Source organism: Micromonospora sp. NPDC049051 (assembly GCF_043197575.1).
Lineage (GTDB): Bacteria > Actinomycetota > Actinomycetes > Mycobacteriales > Micromonosporaceae > Micromonospora.
Genome location: NZ_JBICTL010000002.1, coordinates 745,150 through 761,174, shown reverse-complemented (window position 1 = coordinate 761,174; position 16,025 = coordinate 745,150). Strand labels below are relative to the sequence as shown.

Below are 16,025 nucleotides of genomic sequence, written 5' to 3'. Positions count from 1 at the left end.
GACTCCGCCACCGACCGGCTCCGGTGCCGGACGCCGGGCCGGTCAGAGTTCGAGCAGCACCGTGCGCGGGCCGACGTTGACGCTCTCGACCAGCATGTGGGCGCGGAAGCGGCCGGTCTCCACCTTCGCGCCCCGGGCCCGCAGCGCCTCCACGACCGCCGTCACCAGGGGCTCCGCGACCTCGGCCGGGGCCGCCGCCGTCCAGCTCGGACGCCGGCCCTTGCGGGCGTCGCCGTAGAGCGTGAACTGGCTGACCACCAGGATCGGCGCGCCGGTGTCGGCCGCGGACCGCTCCTCGTCGAGGATCCGCAGCTCGTGCACCTTGCGGGCCATCGTGCGGGCGGTCTCGACGGTGTCGGTGTGGGTGACCCCGAGCAGCACCAGCAGCCCGTCGTCGATCGCGCCGACCAGCTCGCCGTCGACCGTCACACCGGCCCGGCCGACGGTCTGCACCACGGCCCGCATCAGTCGGTCACCGGCTCGATGAAGCCGCGCTCGACGAGGTGCGCGACGATCGGGCCCGCCGCCTCGGCCAGTTCCCCGGGCGTGACGTCGTGCGCGGCGGCGAGCAGGGCGAGCTGGTCGCGCAGCGGCAGCCGCCCGTCGGCCCCGCCGACCAGGGCCAGCACGAGCGGGTCGATCTCCTCGGTCCAGCGCAGCCCGTGGGGCATGGCCAGCACCTGCCGGTCCACCGCCCAGCCCTCGTCACCCATGGTGGCCTCCTGCCGCAGCTGGAGGCCGTCGGCGGCCCGGAACCGGGCGGCGAGCAGCCCGTCGGTGTCGCGGGCGCGCAGCCAGTCCTGGCGGTCGAACCAGGTGCCGATCCGGTCGCCGAGCGGCGCCTGCACCCGCTGGCGCAGGTCCTCCACGCGTACGACCGGGTCGTCGTGGCCGGCGCGGCGCAGCGAGACGAGGCCGAAGCCGACCGCCTCCACCTTGTGCGCGTCGAACCAGTCCAGCCATTCCGCCATCCGGCGCGGGTCGGCCGCCTCGCCGACGTCGGTGAGCCAGAGGTTGACGTACGCCATGGGGTCGGCCACCTCGCGCTGGATGACCCAGGCGTCCAGCCCCGTGCCGGCGAACCAGCCGGTCACCCGCTCGGCCCAGTCCTCGCCGGCGACGTGCACCCAGTTGGCCAGGTACTGCATGGTCCCGCCCTCGGTGAGCAGGCCGGGCGCGGCGGCGGCCAGTTCCGCGCCGATCGCGTCGCCGACCCGCCCCGAGTCCCGGTAGACGTGCGTGGTGGTGCCCGGCCCGACCACGAACGGCGGGTTGCTCACCACCAGGTCGAAGCGGCGCCCCGCGACGGGCGCCACCAGGTCGCCGCGCAGCAGCTCCCAGTCCTGGCCGTTGAGGGCGGCGGTGGTGGCGGCGAAGCGCAGCGCCCGCTCGGAGACGTCGGTGGCGGTGACCCGCCGGGCGTGGGTGGACAGGTGCAGCGCCTGTACGCCGGAGCCGGTGCCCAGGTCCAGCGCGGTCTCCACGGGGCGGCGGACGGTCGCGCCGATCAGCGTCTGCGTCGCCCCGCCGATGCCGAGGACGTGCTCGGCGTGCAGCGGGCGGCCGGGCCGGGCGCTGGCGGGCACGTCCGCGAGCACCCACCACTCGTCCCCGTACGGCTCCAGGTCCACGCCCATCCGTAGCCCGTCGCCGTGCCGCTCGACCAGACCCCCGGCGAGCGCCTCGTCCAGCGACAGCGGCGCCAGCGCCGCGGCGACGGCGGCCTCGGGTTCGGTCTGTTCGCAGACGAACACCCGGATCAGGGTGTTGAGCGGGTCGGGCTCCTCGGTGGCGCGCAGCGCCGCCCGGAAGTCGTTGCGGGCGACCCCGCCGGTGGCGTGCGCGCCGAGCCGGGTCGCGATGCCGTTCGAGGTGAACCCGGCCCGGGTCAGCGCGGTCCGCAGCGCGTCGACGCCGGCGGGGGAGAGCAGCATGTCGTGTCCGTCCACGTTGCCATCCTGCCTGGTTCGCGGCGCCGGCACGCGGCCACCCGGCGATCCACGGCGCGGCCGGGCGGGCGGCCACGCCGTGTGCGCGCCGCCGGCCTGTGCTGGCTCTGGCTGCTCTGGGACGAGCACACGCGCCACTGGGACTGGCCGGAGGGCCGGGAGGGGCCGGCGCTGCGGGTGGAGTTGACGGCGGGCGCCGGGTGTCTGCTCGTGTCGGGGCTCCTCGTCCTCGGGGTCGTAAGGGTCCTCCAGCTCATCCTCTGACCAGGCGAACTGCTCCGACAGCTCCGGCCATGGCGGCGTGGCGGGCGTGGTTGTGGCGCGCTGTGCGGGTCGTGTGCGGCAGGGCGGCCGGCTGGTGGCAGCATGGTGGCCATGGCGCTCTCCCTGCCCATCGACCCCGAGGCCAACCGGCTGCTGGAGCGCAGCCCGCTGGCGCTGCTGCTCGGCATGGTCCTCGACCAGCAGGTGCCGATGGAGAAGGCCTTCTCCTCGCCGTACGTGCTGGCGCAGCGCCTCGGGCGCGACCTGAACGCCCGGGAGCTGGCCGGGTACGACCCGGAGGCGCTGGTCGAGATGTTCGCCCGGCCGCCGGCGCTGCACCGCTTCCCGAAGGCGATGGCGGCCCGGGTACAGGAGGTGTGCCGGGTCCTCGTCGACCGGTACGACGGCGACGCCACCCGGCTCTGGTCCGACGCCGCCGACGGCCGTGAGCTGCTGCGCCGCATCGGCGACCTGCCCGGCTTCGGCACGCAGAAGTCGCAGATCCTCCTCGCGCTGCTCGGCAAGCGCTTCGGGGTCACCCCGGCGGGCTGGCGGGAGGCGGCCGGCGGCTACGGCGACCCGGACGCCCACCGGTCGGTGGCCGACGTCACCGACGCGGACTCGCTGCGCCGGGTGCGCGAGTACAAGCAGCAGATGAAGGCGGCGGCGAAGGCGAAGACCGCTGCGGGCTGACGCAACCGCGAGGTCGGGCCGGTCGTTGTAGCCAGGATGGCGACGACGGGCAGCCGATGACGGACGAGCGCGCCGGGCGGCTGCTGCGGCCGGAGGAGAGCTCGCCCCGGGCCACCTTCCTGGAACTCTTCTTCGACCTAGTCTTCGTCTTCGCGCTGACCCGGGTCTCGGTGCGCCTCGTCGACGGCACCGGGGACTCGGTCGGGACGCTGCTCGCCGAGATCGGGCGTACGGGCGTGCTCTTCCTCGCCCTGTGGCTGCTCTGGTCCATCACCACCTGGGTCACCAGCCGGTACGAGCCGGAGCAGCCGGTGATCCAGTTCGTGGTGGTCGGGTCGATGTTCGGCGCCATGGTGATGGCCGTGGCGCTGCCCCGGGCGTTCGAGGAGCGGGCGGTCCCGTTCGTGCTGGCGTACCTGGCGGTGATGGTCGTCCGGCCGCTGGTCATCGGCCTGGCGCTGCGCGGTCACCCCCGCCGGGCGGTGCCACTGCGACTCTTCGCCTGGGCGGTCGTGGGTGCCGTGCCGTGGCTGGTCGGGGCGTTCGGGCCGGACCAGCTGCGCCTGCCGCTCTGGGTGCTCGCCCTGGTCGTCGACTACACCGGCCTGCTGCGCGGCTGGCCGTTGCCCCGGCTGGGGCCGGCGCGCACCTCCGGCTGGCTGATCGCCGGTGAGCACCTCGCCGACCGGTACCAGCAGATCTTCCTCATCTCACTGGGGGAGACCATCCTGGTCATCGGGCTGACGTACAGCGGTACGGAGTTCACGACCGACCGGGCCGGCGCCTTCACGGCCGCCTTCGTCACCACGGCCCTGCTGTGGCGGATCTACTTCCACCGGGCGGGTCACCTGCTCGCCGAGGCGCTGCGGGTGGCCCGGTCGCCGGGGCGGCTCGGCGCCTCCGCGAGCCGCACCCACCTGGTCATCGTGATCGGCGTGCTGAGCACCGCCGTCGGCTACGAACTGGTGATCTCACACCCGTACGGCCGGACCGACCCGACCTGGCTGGTCTTCGTCGTCGGTGGCCCGGCCATCTTCCTGGCGGCCCGGGCCCGCTTCGAGTACGAGATCTTCGGCCGGGTGTCCCGGTCCCGGACGGCCGGCCTGCTGGTGTTGCTCCTGCTGTCCCCGGCGCTGACCCTGGGGCCGCCCATGACCGCGCTGGCGGCGGTCGCCGTCGTGCTGGCGGCGGTGGCGTTCGCCGACGCGCGGCGCAGCAGGGGGCGTCCACCCGAGCCGGCCGCGTCGCCGCTCGGGCACGGCGGGACCGGCGGGGGTGAGTTTCCCGCGCCGTGATCCGGCGGGGTCAGGCGGCGGTGGGCCGGGAGAGAGCGGCCAGGGCGCGCCGCACGTCGGCGAGGGAGACCGTCGCCGAGTCGTCGAGGTCGGCCAGGCCCGCCTCGATCCACTGCCGCATGAGCGTGGTGACCCCGATGCCGCGCGCGTCGGCGGCGGCGCGCACCCGCTCGTACGTCTCCAGCGGCAGCCGTACCGAGCGGCTGACCATGGGGGTGTCCGTGTCGGGGGCGGGCAGCTCCACCTGCGGGCTCCCGTCGATCAGCTCCGCGAGCCGGTCGCCGCCGCTGTGGAACTGCTTCGTCGCGTCGTTACGGTTCATCGTCACCGCCTCCTCATCGGCGAGATCTCCGCACGGCCTCGTCGTAGCGCTTCGCCTCGACGTCGCTCAGCTCGCGGGCGGAGAGGATGTCCCAGTCGTTGTCGGTGCCGTCGGCCTCGGCGAGCAGGACAGCCAGCCGGCGCCCCCGGCGGGCCGCGGCGTAGACGACCATCACGTCGTCGCCGAGGTGCCGGATCACCCGGCGGGTGCTGTGCAGCGCCTCCCAGACTTCCCCGGGCGTGACGTCGTAGACCTTCAGGTTGGCCAACGCCTCGTCGGTGAAGCTGAACCTGCTGCCCACGGCGCGAGCGTACCACGATCGTAGTACGAGGGATGGTTGCCGCGAATCTCGCTCCGCGGGCGGCGGAGGTGTCAGGATGGGGCGTAACCCCTCGAGGAGGTCCGTGGTGAAGCGTCAGGCGTACCAGCCGATCCTGATCACCGACGCCTCGCGCAGCCAGGACGACCAGCTCACCAGCCGCCAGAAGCGCTACGTGCTGATGATGGCCATCCGGATGGCCTGCGTGATCGTCGGTGCCGTCCTGGTCAGCGTGCGGGCCCCGCTGCTCTGGCTCTGGCTGCCGCTGGTGGCCCTGGGCATGGTGGTCATCCCGTGGCTGGCGGTCCTGCTGGCCAACGACCGCCCGCCCAAGGACGAGCACCGGCTGGCCAACCGGTTCCAGCCACGGCACCGGGACGAGACCCCGCCGATGAGCCTCACCGCCGAGGAGCGCCCGCACAAGGTCATCGACGCCGAGCCCTGATCCACCCGCCCCGGTCAGGGGGCGGGGCGGGCGCCGATCTGCGAGACCGCGAGGGCACCGAGGTCGCCGGCGCGGCGCAGCGCCACCGCGGGCTCCGCGCCGTCGAGCCAGGCGGCCAGCAGCCCGGCCGCGAACGCGTCCCCGGCCCCGGTGACGTCGACCACCGCCACCCGGCGTGCCGGCGCCACGGCGACCGAGGAGTCCCGCTCCACCCAGACGGCCCCGTCCGCGCCCTGCTTGACGACGATCCGCCGGGCGGTGGCCGACAGCGCCCGGCCCTGCGCGGCCGGGTCCAGCCCGCCGGCCAGCACCGTCGCCTCGTCGGCGTTGACCAGGAGCAGGTCGATCCCGCGTACCCAGGACAGGAAGGCCGCCGCGCCGACCCGCCGCAGCGGGGCCGCGGAGGCCGCGTCGACGCTGGTGGTGAGCCCGCGCTCGCGGGCGGCGGCCAGCGCCCGCAGCCCCGCCGGTCGGGACTCGGCGTCCAGCAGGGTGTACCCGGACAGGTGCAGGTGCCGCGCGTCCGGCGCGGCGGCCAGCGCCGCGTCGACGTCGCGCGGGGCCAGCCGCAGGTTCGCGCCCCGCTCGGTGATCATCGACCGCTCCCCGGCCGTGGCCAGCACGATGACCGTCCCGGTGGCGCGGTCCGGGCACACGCTCGTCGCGCAGTCCACCCCCGCCCGTTCCAGCTCGGCCACCCGGTCCCGCCCGGCGTCGTCGTCGCCGACGGCGCCGACCAGCGTGACCGGTACGCCCTGCGCGGCGAGCCAGGCCGAGGTGTTGGCAGCCTGCCCGCCGCCGCTGAACCGGATCGCCGCCGGGGTGTCCGACCCGGTGGCCATCGGCCCGGCCAGCACCGCCACCACGTCGGTGATGAGGTCGCCGACGACGAGGACGCGGCCCGTGGTCATGCCCCGGCGCGGCGGGCGGCCGCGGCGACGGCGATCCGGGCGGCGAGGTCGGCGTTGCGCAGGATGATCCGGACGTTCACCGCCAGGCTCGCCCCCTCGGTCGCCGAGTGGAAGTGCGCGAGCAGGTAGGGCGTCACGGCCTTGCCGGTCACCCCGTCGCGCTCCAGCAGGGCCAGCCCGTCGGCGAGGGTCCGGTCGTGCAGCTCCGGGTCGAGCTGCTCGTCGGTCGGCAGCGGGTTGGCCACGATGAGGCCGCCCTGGTGCACGCGCTGCTGCTCCCGGGCCGCCAGCACGTCCGCGACCTGCTCGGCCGAGTCCAGCGACCAGTCCAGGTCGAAGCCGCCGTCGGTGATGAAGAAGCCGGGGAAGCGCCGGGTCCGGAAGCCGACCACGCCGACGCCGAGGGTCTCCAGCCGCTCCAGGGTGGCGCCCACGTCGAGGATCGACTTGACCCCGGCGCAGACCACCGCGATCGGCGTGCGGGCCAGGGTGACCAGGTCGGCCGACTCGTCGAAGGTCTGCGCCGCCTCCCGGTGCACGCCGCCGAGGCCGCCGGTGGCGAACACCCCGATGCCGGCGGCGGCGGCCACCGCGCTGGTCGCGGCCACGGTCGTGGCGCCGTCCGCGCCACTCGCGGCGGCGAGGGCGAGATCGCGTACGGAGAGCTTGGCGACCCCGTCGACGGTGGCGAGCCGGGTCAGCTCCGCGTCGTCCAGGCCCACCACGAGCCGCCCGCCGACCATGCCGATCGTCGCCGGGACCGCGCCCGCGTCCCGGACGGCCTGCTCGATCTGCCGGGCCACCCGCAGGTTGTCCGGCCTGGGCAGGCCGTGCGAGACGATGGTGCTCTCCAGGGCGACGACGGGACGCCCGTCGCGCAGGGCGTCGGCAACCTCGCTGCCGTGGCGGATGTGGAAGTCGGTCACGTCACCACCGTACGGCCCCCGTTCCGTCGGCCTGAAGTGGACCGGATCGGGGGTGACCTGCCAGACTTGACGGCCGGAGGTGCACAAAGTGAGCACAGAGGTTCTCGAGCGTCCGGAGCTGAAGGACGCCGACACCGGTCCCGAGATGTTCCACTACGTACGCAAGGAGAAGATCGCCGAGAGTGCCGTCATGGGCACCTTCGTCGTCGCGCTGTGCGGCGAGACCTTCCCGGTCACCAAGGCCGCCAAGCCCGGCTCGCCGGTCTGCCCGAAGTGCAAGGAGATCTACGACTCCTGGGCCGAGTGAACGTGGGCGACCCCTCCGGTCGCGCACGTAACCTTCGCCGGTGACCACCTCCACCGCGCTGCTCCTCGCCGATCTCACCGGGGTGGCGGTCTTCGCCGCCTCCGGGGCCTCCGCGGCGGTGGCCAAACGGCTCGACCTCTTCGGCGTCGTCTTCGTCGGCTTCGTGGCCGCGCTCGGCGGCGGGATCTTCCGGGACCTGGCGATCGACGAGGCGCCGCCGCTGGCCTTCGGCGACTGGCGGTACGCCGCCACGGCCGCCGTCACCGCCGCCGCCGTCTTCTGGCTGCACCCCCAGTTCGCCCGGCTGCGTACCACCGTGCTCGTGCTGGACGCGGCCGGGCTGGCGCTGTTCACCGTCACCGGCACGGTCAAGGCGCTCGACGCCCAGGTGCCCGCGGTCGGGGCCTGCGTGATCGGCATGCTCACCGCGATCGGCGGCGGCCTCGGCCGCGACCTGCTCACCGCCGAGATCCCGGTGGTGCTGCGGCGGGAGATCTACGCCGTCGCCGCCCTCGCCGGCTCGATCCTCGTGGCGCTGCTGGACGCCCTCGGGCACGCCAACGCCGGCTGGCTGACCGCGGCGGCGGTCGTGGTCTTCCTGTTGCGCCTGGTGGCGTTGCGACGGCGCTGGTCGGCGCCGGTGGCCACCCTGCGTCCGCCGCGTACGGGCACCTCCGGCGTCCAGCCCTGACAGGCGTGGCGGATGTGACCAGCGTGGCGTCGGCTGGGTCGGGCGGCCCGCCCTGGTTATGCTGAGTCGGCCTTCGCGGCACCACCTGCGCGGAGGCGTTTTCATGGGCGGCGGTACCCGTGGCCCTCGCCCGGGGTCCGCCGTCAGGCGGTCGGAGAGGAGCTTCCCGTGGCGGCCCGGTTGCCGGCGATCGAGACGTTTCCGGCACTGCGCGCGTGGCAGCGCAAGGCACTCGTGGAGTACCTGCGCCGGCGTGACCCCGACTTCACGGCGGTCGCCACCCCGGGCGCCGGAAAGACCACCTTCGCGCTGCGGATCGCCGCCGAGTTGCTCGCCGACGGCACCGTCGAGGCGGTGACCGTGGTGGCCCCGACCGAGCACCTGAAGACCCAGTGGGCGCAGGCGGCGGCCCGGGTCGGCATCCAGCTCGACGCCGCGTTCCGCAACGCCGACCTGCACTCCTCCGCCGACTTCCACGGCGCGGTGGTGACGTACGCGCAGGTGGGCATGGCGCCCCAGGTGCACAAGCGGCGCACGCTCACCCGGCGCACCCTGGTCGTCCTCGACGAGATCCACCACGCGGGGGACAGCCGCTCCTGGGGCGACGGGGTGAAGGCGGCCTTCGAGGGCGCCGAGCGCCGGCTGATGCTCACCGGGACCCCGTTCCGCTCCGACGACAACCCGATCCCGTTCGTCAGCTACGAGCGGGGCGGCGACGGGCTGCTCCGCTCCCGCGCCGACTCGGTCTACGGCTACGCCGACGCGCTGCGCGACGGCGTCGTGCGGCCGGTGCTCTTCCTGGCGTACTCGGGGGAGACGCGGTGGCGCACCAACGCCGGGGAGGAGTTGGCGGCGCGGCTCGGCGAGCCGATGACCCAGGATCTCGTCGCGCAGGCGTGGCGTACCGCGCTGGACCCGGCGGGCGACTGGATGCCGCAGGTGCTGCGGGCCGCCGACGCCCGGCTGACCGTGCTGCGCAACGCGGGGATGCCCGACGCCGGCGGGCTGATCATCGCCAGCGACCAGCAGGCCGCCCGCTCGTACGCGAAGCTCATCGCGCAGGTGACCGGCGAGCGCGCGGCGGTGGTGCTCTCCGACGACGTGGGCGCCTCGGCGCGGATCGCCACGTTCGCGGCGTCCGAGCAACGTTGGTTGGTGGCGGTCCGGATGGTCTCCGAGGGCGTCGACATCCCCCGGCTGGCGGTCGGCGTGTACGCGACCAGCGCCAGCACCCCCCTCTACTTCGCCCAGGCGATCGGCCGGTTCGTCCGCGCCCGCCGTCCGGGCGAGACCGCCTCGGTCTTCCTGCCCAGCGTGCCGCACCTGCTCGGGCTGGCCAGCGAGATGGAGGCCGAGCGGGACCACGTGCTCGGCAAGCCCAAGGACCGCGAGGGCTTCGACGACGACCTGTTGGAGCGCGCCCAGCGCGACGACCAGGCCAGCGGCGAGCTGGAGAAGCGCTTCGCCGCGCTCTCCGCCACGGCCGAGCTGGACCAGGTGATCTTCGACGGCGCCTCGTTCGGCACCGCCGCCCAGGCCGGCACCCCCGAGGAGGAGGAATACCTCGGCCTGCCCGGGCTGCTCACCGCCGACCAGGTCGCCCTCCTGCTGACCAAGCGGCAGCAGGAGCAGCTCGCGGCCCAGCGCCGACGGGCCGCCAGGCCGGCTGAGGCGGCCGCTGAGACGTCCACGGCGCCGCCGGCACCGATGAGTGCCGCCCAGCGTCGGGTCGCCCTACGTCGCCAACTGAACGCCCTCGTGGCCGCCCGGCACCACCGCACCGGGCAGCCGCACGGGAAGATCCACGCGGAGCTGCGCCGCCTCTGTGGCGGCCCGCCGAGCGCGCAGGCCACCATCGAGCAGCTCGAGGAACGCATCGCCACCGTCCAGACCCTCTGAGGTCCGGGCCCGCCTCGGTCGGCCGCGGCGTCGGCGTCCCCGGTGCGTAGAAAGCCGGCCGGAGGCCCCGTCTGGGGGCCTCCGGCCGGCTTATGTCGTGGGTCGCGGAATCTCTCAGTTCGCCATCAGATCGGCGCCACGCCAGCTGAACTCCGGGTCCGTCGCGAACCGTACGGTGATCTTCACGAGATCCTCCGCGTACTTGTTCGCGTGGTGCCCACAGAACACCAGCTCGCTCCCACCCGCCAGAGTGATCCGGAGCTTGCCGGCAGCATTGCAGCGGTCGCACCGTTCATCGGCGGCTGGGGGAGCCACCGTCTCGGGCGGCGGCGTGAGGGTCGGGGTCATCGCCTTCCTCCTCTGGTCGTCACCGATGAACAATCTCTTCGGTCGTTGCTCACCTATCGTGCAACACCCTGTCCCGGCGCTGCGTTCCCTGTGTGCCCGCGGGGGACCGAGGTCACACATGGCAGGGACAGTGTGCCGTGCACCCAGGGTGCCACGTCAACGATCACAATCGAGCAACCGGACGGTCACCTTCCGACGTTGCACGCCAGGTGGTCAAAACGACACGTTCGGTTGACGTTTGCGATCAGTCCAGGTAATCCCGGAGCACCTGCGAGCGCGACGGGTGGCGCAGCTTGGACATCGTCTTGGATTCGATCTGCCGGATCCGCTCCCGGGTCACCCCGTAGACCTGGCCGATCTCGTCCAGCGTGCGCGGCTGCCCGTCGGTCAGGCCGAAGCGCAGGCGTACCACACCCGCCTCACGCTCGGACAACGTCTGCAACACCTGCTGGAGCTGGTCCTGCAGGAGCGAGAACGAGACCGCGTCGACCGCGACCACGGCCTCCGAGTCCTCGATGAAGTCACCGAGCTGGCTGTCGCCCTCGTCGCCGATGGTCTGGTCCAGCGAGATGGGCTCCCGGGCGTACTGCTGGATCTCCAGCACCTTCTCCGGTGTGATGTCCATCTCCTTGGCGAGTTCCTCCGGCGTGGGCTCGCGGCCCAGGTCCTGGAGCAACTCGCGCTGGATGCGGCCGAGCTTGTTGATGACCTCGACCATGTGCACCGGGATGCGGATGGTGCGGGCCTGGTCGGCCATCGCCCGGGTGATCGCCTGCCGGATCCACCAGGTGGCGTAGGTGGAGAACTTGTAGCCCTTGGTGTAGTCGAACTTCTCGACCGCGCGGATCAGGCCGAGGTTGCCCTCCTGGATCAGGTCGAGGAAGGCCATGCCGCGGCCGGTGTAGCGCTTGGCCAGCGAGACGACCAGCCGGAGGTTGGCCTCCAGCAGGTGGTTCTTGGCGCGCTCGCCGTCCCGCGAGATCCAGCCCAGGTCCCGCTGCATCTCGCGGGTGAGCTTCTCCTCGCCCTCCTCGGCGGCGCGCAGCCGCTCCGCGGCGTAGAGCCCGGCCTCGATCCGCTTGGCCAGCTCCACCTCCTGCTCGGCGTTGAGCAGCGGGACCTTGCCGATCTGCTTGAGGTAGGCGCGCACCGAGTCGGCGGAGGCGGTCAGCTCCGCGTCGCGGCGGGCCTGCTTGAGCGCCTCGGACTCCTCGTCGTCCCACTCGAAGTCGTTGTCGCTGGCCGAGTTGGCGGCGTCGGTCTCGGCGGCCCGGGTCAGCTCCGCCGGCTCCTCGACGACCACGTCCTCGATCTCGGCGGCCAGTTCCTCCGGGTCGATGTCGCCCTCGCCCTTGGCCTTGCCGCCGGCCTTGGCAGAGGCGGCGCCGGCCGCCGCGACCGTCGCCTTGGTGGCCCGGGTCGACTTGGTCGCCTTCGCCGGGGCGGCGGCCTTGGCCACCTCGGCGGTGGTGCCGGTGGCCTTGCGGGGGGCGGCCTTGCGCGGGGCGGGCGCCGCTGCCTCGTCGGCGGCGGGCGCCTGCTTCGGGGCGGGCGCGACGGCCTTCTTGGTGGTCTTGGCGGTGGTGGCCCGGGACGCCGGGGTGGCCGATCGGGCGGCGGCGACGCGGCGGCGGGTGCTCGCCGAGCCGTCCACCACCACGGTCACTCCCGCCTCGGAGAGTGCCCGCAGGATCTTCTTGGCCTGGGCCGGAGTCACCTCGGCGGACTCGACGGTGCGCGCGAGCTGAGCCGACGTGAGCTGACCGCCGGCGCTCTGCGCGTGGGCGATCAGAGTGTCGGTGAGCGAGCGAACGTCGGCGCCGGTCTGGCGGGGTTCTGTCACGAATGACCTTCCGGAGGCGAAGAGCGAGCACGGCCGGGTCGTCCGACGCAGAGCGGGGCACCTTGCCGGGCGATGTGGTTGAGGGACCCCCGTGTCCCGGGCCGGCCGGTCGTTGGCGGTCCGTCGCAGCGTGGGCAGGGGTGAATTGTAACTCCGTCTGCGACGATCATCCGTCGCCGCACGGCGGACCCGCGGCGGGGACCGCCGATTCGACGTAGATGTGGACTTTGTAAGGATGGTACCGCGCGTGAGTCGGAACACCCCGGCCGTGCGGGAAGGGGACGAACGATGGATCGCTCGACGCCGTCGGAACTGCTTGAGATCGCGGTCGAGGTGGCCCGGGACGCGGCCGCCACCGCGCACCGGATGCGGGTCGAGGGCGTGTCGGTCGCCGCCACCAAGAGCACCGTCACCGATGTGGTGACCGCTGCCGACCGGGCGGTCGAGCGACAGGTGATCGCCGCGCTGCGCCGGCTGCGGCCGGGCGACGCCGTCCTCGGCGAGGAGTACGGCGCGGGCGAGACCGGCCCGGTCGGCCCCGGCGGGGTCCGCTGGATCGTCGACCCGATCGACGGCACCGTGAACTACCTCTACGGGATCCCCCACTACGCCGTGTCGCTCGCCGCCGAGGTCGACGGCGAGGTGGTCGCCGGGGTGGTGCGCAACATCAGCACGGGCGAGGAGTGGACGGCCACGGCCGGCGGGGGCGCCTGGCGCGACGGCGAGCGGCTGCGCTGCTCCGTCGAGACCGACCTCGGCCAGGCGCTGGTCGCCACGGGCTTCGGCTACGACCCGGCGCGCCGGGCGCACCAGGCCCGGGTGATCGCCGAGCTGATCCCGCACATCCGGGACATCCGTCGCTTCGGCGCGGCTGCGGTGGATCTCTGCCTGGCGGCGGAGGGGCGGGTGGACGCCTACTACGAGAAGGGGCTCGCCGCCTGGGACCAGGCAGCCGGCGGCCTGGTGGCGACCGAGGCCGGGCTGCTGGTCGCCGGGCTGGGCGGGCTGCCCGCCGGCCCGGACCTGGTGATCGCCGCGCCGGCGGCGCTGTTCAAGCCGCTGCACGACCGCCTCGCCGACCTGGACGCCTCGGGCGGTCCCTGACCGGCCGGTGCCGCGCCCCCGGCGGGACCGGGGGCGCGGCGCGCTCAGTCGTCCTCGCGCACCGGGCAGGAGCCGGCCGGGGCGACCGGCGCGCCGAGGTCGCCCAGGGACTGGTTGACCTCGGTCGTGGTGGCGAGCTGCTGGAAGCCGCTGCCGAGCACCACGTCGACGACGTCGTCGGTGCGCTTGGCGTCGTAGTCGTACTCGGCGTTGTCGAGGAAGTACGCCCGCAGCAGGTGCGCCGAGCCGACCCCCTTCGGGCCGTAGCGCAGGACGGCGATGTCGTCGATCTGCTTCTTCTCGTCGCCGGCCTTCTTCACCTGGAACTTCCGGTTGCGGAAGTCGTCGGCGACGGACGTGGCCAGGCCGATCCGGTCCGTGCCGTTGAGCACGTTGATCTTGACGTCCTTGGGTTCCCGCAGGGTCACGTCGGCCAGCGGCCAGCCCTCGGGGCAGCCTCCGGCGAGGCCGGCGCTGCTCTGGGTGTCGCGGACCAGCGCGACGACCACGAAGACGAGGGCCAGCACCGCCAGCAGGCCGACGACAACGAGTGCTCGCACTCGCGCAAAGCTCATCAGGGTGCTCCCCGGACAGTGGTGGGTGGTGGCGGCCGCCGGTGGACGGGCCGCCCCGCCGGCCGTCGAGTACGCCGCTGAGGTTAACGGTTGTCCGGCCGTCGCGTGGAAACAGCCGGACATGCCGGCGCGCCAACCGGGAACCAGGTAGTACTACCCCTATCTTCGTGTCGCCTGAGTCACATTGGGAACAACTTCGAGTGCGGGGGCGTACATCTCAGCCACGAGGGCGGTATACATGCCTCGCCCACAGGGGGGGTAGGGTTCCGCGCTCGCAGGGTGTTCCTTGGGGGACGCCTTCGCCCGTGCTGTCTTCGGGTCGGGTGACCGACACAAGTGGTGGCCGGCCAGCGGAACCGAAACAGCGTCGTCCGGCGTTACAACCGGAAGCGACAACATCGATATGGGAGAGTGAAACCGATGGCCACCGACTACGACGCCCCGCGTCGCGACGAGGTCGACCTCGGCGAGGACAGCCTGGAAGAGCTCAAGGCCCGACGCGTCGACTCACAATCGGGCGCCGTGGATGTCGACGAGGCCGAGGTGGCCGAGAGCTTCGAGCTGCCCGGCGCCGACCTGGCGGACGAGGAACTCACGGTCAAGGTGCTGCCGATGCAGCAGGACGAGTTCCGGTGCGCCCGCTGCTTCCTGGTGCACCACCGCAGCCAGTTGGCGGTCGAGCGCAACGGCGAACTCATCTGCCGCGAGTGCGTCTGACATCGTGCGTCCGCACCAGCGGCGGCTCCCTCGTCGGGGCCGCCGCTGTCCGAGTCGCCGTGCGATGGTCCCGTGGACCTGCTTGACTCGATGACGGTGACCCGTCACGTCGACGTCGGTCCATCTGGGGGAGGTCGGGCATGAGCGAGCGGAGCGAGTCCGGCGGCACGCCTGGCGCGGACCTGGGCCGGGCCGGCGGCCCGGGCGGCCCCGTCGCGCGGGGCGACCACGCCGCGCCCGCGTCCGTGCGGCGTGACCACGCCGACGCGCCCGGGGGCGATGCCACGGCACCGCACCACGGCGACGGTGACGGCAGGTCCCCGGGCGACCGTGACAGTGACGGCGTGCCCCCGCGCGACCGTGACGCCACGGCCCCGCGCGGGCGCGACGGTGACCGCAGGGCCCCGCACGACCAGGACGGCGACTCCACGACTCCCCGCGACCGTGACGACGATCCTGTGGTCACGCGCGGCGATCACGCCGCCGTCGTGGCCCCGCCCGGTGCCGACCGCGGCGCGGACGAACTGGGCGCCACGGTCGCGGCGCTGACCGCCGACGACGTGGAGCCGGCCCGCCGGCGCCAGTTGCTCGGTCGGCTCGTCGGGCAGGCGCGGGCGCGCGGGCTGACGGACCTGTTCAAGCCGAAGAGCGCGGTGCGCTGGATGGTCGACACGGTCGCCGAGATCGCCCCGCACGTGCCCGTACGCGACCTGGCCACCCTGCGCCGGCACTTCGACGGCCTGGACGGCGAGGCGCTGGCCGAGCGGCTGGTCCGCAACGCCGCCCGGACGACGGCCGGGATCGGCGCCGCCGGCGGGGGAGTGGCGGCGGTCGAGTGGACGGTCGCCCCGGCGCTGCTCTCCGCGCCGGTGCTGCTCGCCGCCGAGACGGTCGCCGTGGTGGCCGTCGAACTCAAGCTGATCGGCGAGCTGCACGAGGTCTACGGGATGCCGACGCCGACCGGCGGCACCCAGCGGGCGGTGGCGCTGATGCAGTCCTGGGCCGGGCAGCGGGGGATCAACCCGATGATGCCCGGTGTCGGGGTCGGCGCGGTGCTGGGCACCGCCGCGCGCAAGGAGCTGCGGGACACGCTGCTCAAGCGCTTCGGCCGCAACCTGACCACCCTCGGCCCGTTCCTGACCGGGGCGGCGGTGGCCAGCTACCTCAACCGCCGCGCCACCCGGATGATGGCCGACCAGCTCCGCAGCGACCTGCGCCGCCAGTCCAAGGCACTGCCCGGCACCCCGCCGGCCCTCCCGGGCGCCCGCTGAACCGCCGCGAGCGGAGCCGACAGCGCCGGGACGGGCTCAGGCGCGGGGCGACGCCGGGACGGACCCAGGGCGCGGGTGGCGCCAGGAGGGGCTCAGCGCGGGTGGTGCCGGGAAGATCAGGGCGCGGGCGGCGGTGGGACGGGCTC

General features: G+C 73.8%; 19 protein-coding genes. 10 read left to right on the top strand and 9 right to left on the bottom strand.

Translation table 11 applies throughout. The features are described 5' to 3' along the window. Nucleotides 1-42 precede the first annotated feature (42 nt). Together dtd and ACGFIR_RS10660 are read right to left on the bottom strand one after the other, a co-directional pair. On the bottom strand, nt 43-465 hold the full coding sequence (dtd, locus tag ACGFIR_RS10665) for a D-aminoacyl-tRNA deacylase (protein ID WP_393004110.1): 423 nt from the start codon (nt 463-465) through the stop codon (nt 43-45). Then, entirely contained in the window at nt 465-1,949 is a 1,485-nt protein-coding gene (locus ACGFIR_RS10660) for a methyltransferase (protein ID WP_393144458.1), read from the bottom strand. Before ACGFIR_RS10660 ends, dtd begins: the two co-directional genes overlap by 1 nt. Before the next feature lie 81 nt (nt 1,950-2,030). Here ACGFIR_RS10660 and ACGFIR_RS10655 point away from each other — a divergent pair, with 81 nt between their 5' ends. From ACGFIR_RS10655 to ACGFIR_RS10645, 3 genes are all read left to right on the top strand, one after another. Continuing rightward, a complete protein-coding gene (locus tag ACGFIR_RS10655; RefSeq protein WP_393144456.1) occupies nt 2,031-2,213 on the top strand; it encodes a hypothetical protein in 183 nt (60 codons plus the stop codon). A 102-nt stretch (nt 2,214-2,315) separates the two neighbouring features. Continuing rightward, the gene (locus tag ACGFIR_RS10650) at nt 2,316-2,906 is read left to right on the top strand and encodes an HhH-GPD-type base excision DNA repair protein (protein ID WP_393144454.1); all 591 of its coding nucleotides are present in this window, start codon (nt 2,316-2,318) and stop codon (nt 2,904-2,906) included. Nucleotides 2,907-2,962: 56 nt separating this feature from the next. After that, nucleotides 2,963-4,201, top strand: coding sequence for a low temperature requirement protein A (locus tag ACGFIR_RS10645; protein WP_393144452.1), 1,239 nt, complete (start codon nt 2,963-2,965; stop codon nt 4,199-4,201). Between the two features lie 10 nt (nt 4,202-4,211). On the opposite strand, the gene ACGFIR_RS10640 is transcribed toward ACGFIR_RS10645, so the two are convergent. Further along, on the bottom strand, nt 4,212-4,523 hold the full coding sequence (locus ACGFIR_RS10640; RefSeq protein WP_101414717.1) for a hypothetical protein: 312 nt from the start codon (nt 4,521-4,523) through the stop codon (nt 4,212-4,214). Nucleotides 4,524-4,536: 13 nt separating this feature from the next. Then, nucleotides 4,537-4,824 carry a hypothetical protein gene (locus ACGFIR_RS10635; RefSeq protein ID WP_393144450.1) on the bottom strand — a complete coding sequence of 96 codons (288 nt, stop codon included), beginning with the start codon at nt 4,822-4,824 and terminating at the stop codon, nt 4,537-4,539. Nucleotides 4,825-4,930: 106 nt separating this feature from the next. Here ACGFIR_RS10635 and ACGFIR_RS10630 point away from each other — a divergent pair, with 106 nt between their 5' ends. Beyond that, nucleotides 4,931-5,287: a DUF3099 domain-containing protein gene (locus ACGFIR_RS10630; RefSeq protein WP_393144742.1), complete on the top strand. Its 357-nt coding sequence runs from the start codon at nt 4,931-4,933 to the stop codon at nt 5,285-5,287. A gap of 14 nt (nt 5,288-5,301) precedes the next feature. Here the strand turns inward: ACGFIR_RS10630 and ACGFIR_RS10625 are convergent, their stop codons facing one another. Together ACGFIR_RS10625 and ACGFIR_RS10620 are read right to left on the bottom strand one after the other, a co-directional pair. Beyond that, nucleotides 5,302-6,198: a carbohydrate kinase family protein gene (locus ACGFIR_RS10625; protein WP_393144448.1), complete on the bottom strand. Its 897-nt coding sequence runs from the start codon at nt 6,196-6,198 to the stop codon at nt 5,302-5,304. After that, nucleotides 6,195-7,124: a pseudouridine-5'-phosphate glycosidase gene (locus ACGFIR_RS10620; RefSeq protein ID WP_393004098.1), complete on the bottom strand. Its 930-nt coding sequence runs from the start codon at nt 7,122-7,124 to the stop codon at nt 6,195-6,197. The genes ACGFIR_RS10625 and ACGFIR_RS10620 overlap by 4 nt, the downstream gene beginning before the upstream one ends. An 88-nt stretch (nt 7,125-7,212) precedes the next feature. Between ACGFIR_RS10620 and ACGFIR_RS10615 the strand changes: the two genes are divergently transcribed. The 3 genes from ACGFIR_RS10615 to ACGFIR_RS10605 all read left to right on the top strand — a co-directional run bounded on the left by ACGFIR_RS10615 (nt 7,213) and on the right by ACGFIR_RS10605 (nt 10,021). After that, nucleotides 7,213-7,431 carry a DUF3039 domain-containing protein gene (locus ACGFIR_RS10615; RefSeq protein ID WP_357564418.1) on the top strand — a complete coding sequence of 73 codons (219 nt, stop codon included), beginning with the start codon at nt 7,213-7,215 and terminating at the stop codon, nt 7,429-7,431. 40 nt (nt 7,432-7,471) lie between these two features. After that, entirely contained in the window at nt 7,472-8,122 is a 651-nt protein-coding gene (locus ACGFIR_RS10610) for a trimeric intracellular cation channel family protein (RefSeq protein ID WP_393004096.1), read from the top strand. Between the two features lie 168 nt (nt 8,123-8,290). Further along, nucleotides 8,291-10,021, top strand: a complete 1,731-nt coding sequence (locus tag ACGFIR_RS10605; protein ID WP_393144446.1) for a DEAD/DEAH box helicase — start codon at nt 8,291-8,293, stop codon at nt 10,019-10,021. Between the two features lie 114 nt (nt 10,022-10,135). Here ACGFIR_RS10605 and ACGFIR_RS10600 read toward each other — a convergent pair whose 3' ends face one another. After that, nucleotides 10,136-10,369, bottom strand: a complete 234-nt coding sequence (locus tag ACGFIR_RS10600; RefSeq protein WP_074474066.1) for a hypothetical protein — start codon at nt 10,367-10,369, stop codon at nt 10,136-10,138. Between the two features lie 244 nt (nt 10,370-10,613). Beyond that, entirely contained in the window at nt 10,614-12,212 is a 1,599-nt protein-coding gene (locus ACGFIR_RS10595; RefSeq protein ID WP_393004092.1) for an RNA polymerase sigma factor, read from the bottom strand. Nucleotides 12,213-12,500: 288 nt separating this feature from the next. Between ACGFIR_RS10595 and ACGFIR_RS10590 the strand changes: the two genes are divergently transcribed. Further along, nucleotides 12,501-13,316: an inositol monophosphatase family protein gene (locus ACGFIR_RS10590; RefSeq protein WP_393144444.1), complete on the top strand. Its 816-nt coding sequence runs from the start codon at nt 12,501-12,503 to the stop codon at nt 13,314-13,316. 44 nt (nt 13,317-13,360) lie between these two features. Here ACGFIR_RS10590 and ACGFIR_RS10585 read toward each other — a convergent pair whose 3' ends face one another. Beyond that, nucleotides 13,361-13,876, bottom strand: coding sequence for a LytR C-terminal domain-containing protein (locus tag ACGFIR_RS10585; protein WP_393004705.1), 516 nt, complete (start codon nt 13,874-13,876; stop codon nt 13,361-13,363). A 435-nt stretch (nt 13,877-14,311) separates the two neighbouring features. Between ACGFIR_RS10585 and ACGFIR_RS10580 the strand changes: the two genes are divergently transcribed. Then, nucleotides 14,312-14,608 (top strand): DUF4193 domain-containing protein, encoded by a 297-nt coding sequence (locus ACGFIR_RS10580; RefSeq protein WP_007075406.1) that lies wholly within the window; start codon nt 14,312-14,314, stop codon nt 14,606-14,608. 488 nt (nt 14,609-15,096) lie between these two features. Continuing rightward, nucleotides 15,097-15,879, top strand: coding sequence for a hypothetical protein (locus tag ACGFIR_RS10575; RefSeq protein WP_393004703.1), 783 nt, complete (start codon nt 15,097-15,099; stop codon nt 15,877-15,879). Nucleotides 15,880-16,025: the final 146 nt, after the last annotated feature.